This window comes from Agromyces mediolanus, assembly GCF_044917495.1.
Lineage (GTDB): Bacteria > Actinomycetota > Actinomycetes > Actinomycetales > Microbacteriaceae > Agromyces > Agromyces mediolanus_B.
The window spans coordinates 26,305-32,591 of record NZ_JAVSSI010000021.1 but is presented as its reverse complement, the minus strand read 5'-3'; the positions used below and the strand labels follow the sequence as shown (position 1 = coordinate 32,591).

Genomic DNA, 6,287 nt, shown 5'->3' with positions numbered 1-6,287 from the left:
GGGGGGGGGGGGGGGGGGGGGGGGGGGGGGGGGGGGGGGGGGGGGGGGGGGGGGGGGGGGGGGGGGGGGGGGGGGGGGGGGGGGGGGGGGGGGGGGGGGGGGGGGGGGGGGGGGGGGGGGGGGGGGCCCCCCCCCCCCCCCCCCCGGCTCACTCCGGGATCACGATCCAGTCGTCCCCGTTCGACTCCCACGCGTTCGTGCCGCTCAGGAGCTTGATCGGCCAGCCCGCGGTGTTGTCGTGGTGCGCGTCGGCGGTGCCGAACACCCACGGCGTGCCGACCATCGGGTTCTCGATCGGCTTCATGTCGTGCAGCGCCTTCGTCACCGTCTCGCGGGTGATGTCGCCGTCCATGCCCTCGAGCACCTCGATGAAGTACTTCGCCGCGAGGAAGCCGCCCTGGCTGAACGAGGTCAGCGGGATGTCGTTCGCCTCCATGAGGTCGCGCCACTCCTTGTTGACGTCGCTCTCGGCGTCGGTGAAGGGGTAGAACTCGGCGGGCACGTAGACGCCCGCGCCGACGTCGGAGACGGCCTTCGCGAAGTTCTCGCTGTAGACGCTCGTGAGGTAGAGCCAGGTCACGTCGTCCCAGCCCTGGGCGGCGGCGGCCTTCACCTGGCCGATCGCGTCCGGCTCGACGGGGTTCACCGCGACGGCCTTGCAGCCCGCGTCCTTCGCCTTCACGATGTACGGCGTGTAGTCCGACGCGCCGTAGGGCACGGTGTCGTCGACGTAGATCGGCTCCTTGCCGGTGACCTCGGTCCAGCGGTCGATCGCGGCCTGGTAGGTCGGCCGGGTGGAGCCGGCGATCTCGAGCAGCACGCAGATGTCGTCGAGGCCGAGCACCTCGGAGCCGTAGTACAGCGTGAGGGTCATGTCGTTGAAGGGCCCGACGTTCGCCGGCGCGATGTTCGGCGTGGAGAAGCAGCCGGTGTCGACGCCGATGCCGGGGATCGAGAGGATCTGCTCCTGCTCGTAGTACTGGGCGTTGATCTCGCACTCGATGAGGCTCGCCGAGCCCACCATCGCGACGGCCTCGTCGCTGCCGACGATCTCGCGGGCGGCGGCCGAGGCGCTCGCCGGGTCGCCCTTGTCGTCGAGGGACTTGTACTCGATCTTGCGGCCGTCGAGCCCGCCGGCCTCGTTGAAGGCGTCGAACACGGCCGCGGCTGCGAGGCTCGCCTCGGGGAAGGTCGCGGGACCGCTCTTCGTGTTGACCGAGCCGACGACGATGGGCGAGCCGCCGCCGTCGCCGCCGGAGTCGCCGCCGGCGCAGCCGGCGAGGACGAGCGCTGTCGCGGCGGCGAGTGCCGTCGCGCCGAGGAGGTGATGCTTCATTGGATCCTGCCTCTCGATGGCCGCGGGGTCGGCCGCGGCATCCGTCGTCGATCCGGGCACGGAACGACGTTGGTGCGTGGCATGCAGTCTCCAGCGGCGCCAGGCGCCCTGGAATGCCGTGCAGCGCACGACGCTTGCCTGAGCGGGAAGACGCGTGCGCCGGCTCGTCGGCCGCCCCGGCGCGACGGACGGCGGGCCGCCCGCGCGGTCGGGCGCGGGCGGCCCGGGCCGCGGTGCTCCGCCCTCAGGCGGTGCGGATGGCGCGGTTCACGAGCTCCGTGTCGGTGAACTGCTCGAAGCCGGTGACGAGGCCGCCCTCGAGCCGCCAGACGTGCGCGACGCGCGCCGCGAAGAAGCGCCCCGTCTCCCGGTAGGTGCCCGAGTAGGTGCCGATGCCGACGACCGTGTCGCCGCCGTCGACGAGCTCGTCGATCGTGAGCGTGTAGTCGTCCCACTCCGCCTGGATGCGCTCGAACACGTGCTCGGCGACGGCCTGCGGGCCGACGTAGGTGCCCGCGTAGGGGAAGCCGGCGGCCTCGGTCCAGCGCACGTCCTCGGCGAGCGGGGCGAGCATGCCGGCGAGGTCGCCGGCGTCGGATGCCGCGTAGTGCGCGGCGATGGTCTCCGCGTTGCCCATCCCGGTCACACCGGCTGCACGTCGGGGTAGGCGACCGAGCCGAGCGGGTAGATGTGCCCGCCCGCCTTCGAGTGCTCGCTGCGTCCGTCGCCCGTGAGGCCGAGGAAGTTGCCCGTGGTCATGAGCTGGTAGCCGAGATCGTGGAGCCAGACGCTCGCGACCGCGATGCGGAACTCGCGGAAGCAGAAGAGGTAGAGCCCCTCGTCGAGCTTCCAGACGGTGGACAGGTCCATGTCGCCGTGCCCGCGCTGCACGCCCTCGAGGCACTGCCAGGCGTAGCGCAGACTCGAGACGTAGACGTGCTCGTAGAGGTGCTCGGGGCTGTAGCGGTAGACGTTGCGCTTGCCGATGAGCTCGCGGCTCGGGCCGGGCGCCTCGCCCGTGGCCTCGGTCCCGTCGATCGTCGCCGCCCAGAACGTCTGCCCGACGCGGGGCACGTCGTCGGGGGTCTCGTCGTCGGCGATCCGGCTGAGCACGACGATCGCCCGGCCCGTCGGCGCCGAGAGCACGACGGTGAGCGACTCGCGCTCCCGGCTCTCGAGCGGCAGGGTCACGAAGTGCACGCCCTCGCGCACGGCGACCGCGTCGTAGGGGTCGACGGCCGGCGCGTCCTGGTCGAGGGCGCCGGTGCCCGTCCAGCGCACGGTGGCCTCGTCGAAGTCGAGCTCGAGCCGCTCGCCGCCGTCGAGGCTCAGCGCGACCCGACGGCCGGCGAGCGAGCCGCTCGGGAGCCGGTAGGTGTCGATGCCGGCGGCGAACTCGTCGTAGGTGTGCCAGTCCTCTTCGCCCTTCACCGGGGCGGTCGTGTCGGTCATGCTGCATCCTTCCGATCGGTCGTTCGAGTCATGCTCGGCCGGGACCGGAGGGCGCCTCAAGGGCGCAGGGGGGATCGTGCGGGGCTGGTCAATCCGCGTGCCGCGCGCGGCAAGCGGGCAGCCCGGCTCAGCGGGCGCGGAGCTCGCTCGGGGCGTGCCCGTACGCGGCCTTGAACGCGCGGCTGAAGTGCGCGGCGTCGACGAAGCCCCAGCGGGCGGCGATCGCCGCGACGGGCCGATCCGCGTAGAGCGGATTCATGAGATCGCGGCGGCAGCGCTCGAGGCGCCGCGTGCGGATCCAGGTGGACACCGTGGTGCCCTGCGACTGGAACAGCCCGTGCAGGTGCCGGGTCGAGATGTAGTGCGCGGCCGCGATCGAGGCCGGGCCGAGCTCGGTGGAGGCGAGGTTCTCGTCGATGTACGCGCGGATGCGCTGCATGAGCGCCTGGTGCGGGTCGCCGCCCTCGCGGTCGAGGTCGAGCTCGCGGGCGAACACCGTGGTCACGAGGTCGAGCGCGCTGTGCGTGAGCCGCACGCCGGCCGAGCCGTGCAGCTGCTCGAGGTTGCCGGCGAGCTGCGTGAGGTACGGCACGACGAGGGCGCCGAGGCCCTCGTCGCCGGCCATGCGGACGGCGGTGAGCTGGCCGACGACCTCGGCGGGGAGGTCGATGAGGTGCTTCGGGAACATGACGACCATGGTGCGGAACTCGGCGTCGAAGACGAGCGAGTAGGGCCGGTTGGTGTCGTAGACGGCGAGGTCGCCGGGGCGGAGGACGGCCTCGCGGTTGTCCTGGATCAGGATGCCGGAGCCGGCGAGCATGAGGCTCAGCTTGAACGAGCCGCGGTCGCCGCGGGCGATGAGCTCGGGGGTGCGCTCGACGACGTGGTCGGTCGCCCGCACCTCGCTCACGTGCACCTCGTCGACGCTCGCGGCGCGGATGAGCCCGCGGAAGGGATCGGGGTGCTCGCTCGTCACCTGCAGGGGCACGAAGGAGTCGCTCACCGCGGTGCGGAAGGCGGAGAAATCGCGCGCGAGGATGGTCGAGACGGGGCCTTGCTCGGAGCGAGCGGCGGGGGAGCTGTGCACGGGTTCACCTCGATGTGCTCGGAACGCGACTGCGTTGTATACGATCCGTAGCGGCGAGCTTAGCAGGCTCCGCTGGAGGCGGCACCCGCCCCGGAACGGGGTACGGCGCGGCTCCGTGCGCTCGCGGACAAGGCCCGTGCGGCGCCGCACCTGACCGCCCTGCCGCGCCGCGGCTAGCGTCGGAACGTGCTCGCCCCCGCCCTCACCGTCGCCGCCATCGGGCTGACCGCGGCCTCCGGCGCCTGCGCCGGCATCGCCGTCGCGCGCCGGGCGGCACCGCGGCGCGTCGCGCCCGCGGCGATCGTGATGACGGTCTCCGCGCTCGACATGCTGCTGCCCGGGACGATGCTCGCGCCCGTCGCCTGGGGCGCCGTCCTGCTCCTCGCCGCCCTCGCCCTGCTGCTCGGCCGGCCCGCGCGGGCGGCCCGGAGCGAGCTCGGCTGGCACGCCGGCTCCATCCTGCTCATGGCGGCGATGTGGTTCGGGATGGCGGTGCCGGATGCCGCGGGCGGTGCCGTCGTCGCCGGGCCCGCGCACGCCGGGCACGCCGGCCCCGTGCTCGCGGCGCTCCTCCTCCTCCTCGCGGCGGCCGGGCTCGCCGTCGCCGCGTTCGTCCACCTGCCGCGGGCGCGCCGCCAGGAGCCGGGGGTGGCCGCCTGGCGGCATCCGCTCATGGCCGTCGCGATGCTCGCGATGCTCGTCGCCATGCCCGCCTGGTGATCGAGCGCGCTCGCGCCGCCCCCGCGCGGCGCGAACTGAGCGAGGCTCGACGCACGGTACACTGAGAGCGGTCCGAGGTGCCGCCGCGTCCAGTCCTTCCCACTCCGCGGGTCCGTACAATCCCAGACACCCCCGTTTTCGAGTGCGGTCGACGCTGCCCACCAGTGCGCGCGCGGCCGAGAAGGACGCAACGTGAGCCACGAGTTCGAAGCCCGACGTCAGGACTGGATCGCCCGAGAGGAGCTCGCCGAGCGGATGATTCCGCTCATCGGCGGCCTCTACCGCGACCACGGAGTGGTCACCAGCATCCACGGGCGGCGGCTCATCAACCGCTCGGCCGTCGAGCTGCTGAAGGCGCACCGCTTCGCCCGCCAGGCCGGTGACGTCGAGCTCGACCTCGAGGACACCATGCACGTGCTCGAGGCCCTCCGCGACATCGCGCCCGGCCCGGCCTCGATCGACGTCGCCCGGCTCGTCAGCCGCTTCGCCGAGGCCGGGGGAGACCTCGCCGACGCCGCCGCGCTCACCGCCTTCCTCCGCGCCGAGCTCGCCCCCGTGCTCGTCGACGTCGACGCGGCCCCGGCTGCGGGCACCGACGTCGTGCTCTACGGCTTCGGCCGCATCGGGCGCCTCCTCGCGCGCATCCTCATCGCCCACTCCGGCGGCGGGCAGGGTCTCCGCCTCCGCGCCATCGTGGTGCGCCGCGGCAGCGACAACGATCTGCAGAAGCGGGCGAGCCTCCTCCGCCGCGACTCGGTGCACGGCCCCTTCCAGGGCACCATCGAGGTCGACGAGGAGGCGAACACGATCCTCGCGAACGGCACGCTGATCCAGGTCATCTACTCCGACGACCCCGCGTCGATCGACTACACCGCCTACGGCATCCGCGACGCGATCGTCGTCGACAACACCGGCCGCTGGCGCGACGAGGCCGGGCTCGAGCAGCACCTGCGCTCCACCGGCGTCTCCCGGGTGCTCCTCACCGCGCCCGGCAAGGGCGCGATCAAGAACATCGTGCACGGCATCAACCACGACGTCATCGAGCCGGGCGACCGCATCCTCTCCGCCGCGTCCTGCACGACGAACGCGATCACCCCGGTGCTCGCCGCGATCGACGAGGCCTACGGCGTCGTCCGCGGACACGTCGAGACGGTGCACTCCTTCACGAACGACCAGAACCTCATCGACAACTTCCACAAGGGCGACCGCCGCGGCCGCTCCGCCGTGCTCAACATGGTCATCGCCGAGACGGGCGCGGCGAAGGCCGTCTCGAAGGCGCTGCCGCAGCTCGAGGGCAAGCTCACCGGCTCCGCCATCCGCGTGCCCACGCCCGACGTCTCGCTCGCCATCCTGAACCTGCAGCTCGAGCGGCCGACCGACAAGGCGACCCTGAACGGCTTCCTCCGGCAGACCTCGCTCACCTCGCCGCTGCGTCAGCAGATCGACTACATCGAGTCGCCCGAGGTGGTCTCGACCGACTTCGTCGGCTCGAACCGCGCCGGCATCGTCGACGGCCTCGCGACGATCGCCGACGGCACCGACGTAGTGCTCTACGTCTGGTACGACAACGAGTACGGCTACTCCTGCCAGGTGGTGCGCGTCATCGAGGCGATGGCCGGCAGCCACCCCGTCGTGCTCCCCGAGCGCCTGCCGGTCGTCGTCGAGCGCGAGATCGCCCCGGTTCCCTGAGCC

Annotated in this window: 6 protein-coding genes; 2 read left to right on the top strand and 4 right to left on the bottom strand. The window is 72.9% G+C overall.

The genetic code is table 11. The features are described from left to right. Nucleotides 1–148 precede the first annotated feature (148 nt). The 4 genes from ROT00_RS18065 to ROT00_RS18050 all read right to left on the bottom strand — a co-directional run bounded on the left by ROT00_RS18065 (nucleotide 149) and on the right by ROT00_RS18050 (nucleotide 3,875). The gene (locus ROT00_RS18065; protein WP_404776424.1) at nucleotides 149–1,336 is read right to left on the bottom strand and encodes an ABC transporter substrate-binding protein; all 1,188 of its coding nucleotides are present in this window, start codon (nucleotides 1,334–1,336) and stop codon (nucleotides 149–151) included. 244 nt (nucleotides 1,337–1,580) lie between these two features. Beyond that, nucleotides 1,581–1,973, bottom strand: coding sequence for a nuclear transport factor 2 family protein (locus ROT00_RS18060; protein WP_404776426.1), 393 nt, complete (start codon nucleotides 1,971–1,973; stop codon nucleotides 1,581–1,583). Nucleotides 1,974–1,978: 5 nt separating this feature from the next. Then, nucleotides 1,979–2,788: a MoaF C-terminal domain-containing protein gene (locus ROT00_RS18055; protein ID WP_404776422.1), complete on the bottom strand. Its 810-nt coding sequence runs from the start codon at nucleotides 2,786–2,788 to the stop codon at nucleotides 1,979–1,981. Nucleotides 2,789–2,915: 127 nt separating this feature from the next. After that, nucleotides 2,916–3,875, bottom strand: a complete 960-nt coding sequence (locus ROT00_RS18050; RefSeq protein WP_404776421.1) for an AraC-like ligand-binding domain-containing protein — start codon at nucleotides 3,873–3,875, stop codon at nucleotides 2,916–2,918. Between the two features lie 186 nt (nucleotides 3,876–4,061). Between ROT00_RS18050 and ROT00_RS18045 the strand changes: the two genes are divergently transcribed. Together ROT00_RS18045 and ROT00_RS18040 are read left to right on the top strand one after the other, a co-directional pair. Continuing rightward, nucleotides 4,062–4,595: a hypothetical protein gene (locus ROT00_RS18045; RefSeq protein ID WP_404776420.1), complete on the top strand. Its 534-nt coding sequence runs from the start codon at nucleotides 4,062–4,064 to the stop codon at nucleotides 4,593–4,595. Between the two features lie 192 nt (nucleotides 4,596–4,787). Continuing rightward, the gene (locus tag ROT00_RS18040; RefSeq protein WP_404776419.1) at nucleotides 4,788–6,284 is read left to right on the top strand and encodes a glyceraldehyde-3-phosphate dehydrogenase; all 1,497 of its coding nucleotides are present in this window, start codon (nucleotides 4,788–4,790) and stop codon (nucleotides 6,282–6,284) included. Nucleotides 6,285–6,287: the final 3 nt, after the last annotated feature.

Coding starts and splice junctions, on each gene's coding strand:
- ROT00_RS18055 (WP_404776422.1), bottom strand. CDS start 2,788: ATGACCGACACGACCGCCCCGGTGAAGGGCGAAGAGGACTGGCACACC.
- ROT00_RS18060 (WP_404776426.1), bottom strand. CDS start 1,973: ATGGGCAACGCGGAGACCATCGCCGCGCACTACGCGGCATCCGACGCC.
- ROT00_RS18065 (WP_404776424.1), bottom strand. CDS start 1,336: ATGAAGCATCACCTCCTCGGCGCGACGGCACTCGCCGCCGCGACAGCG.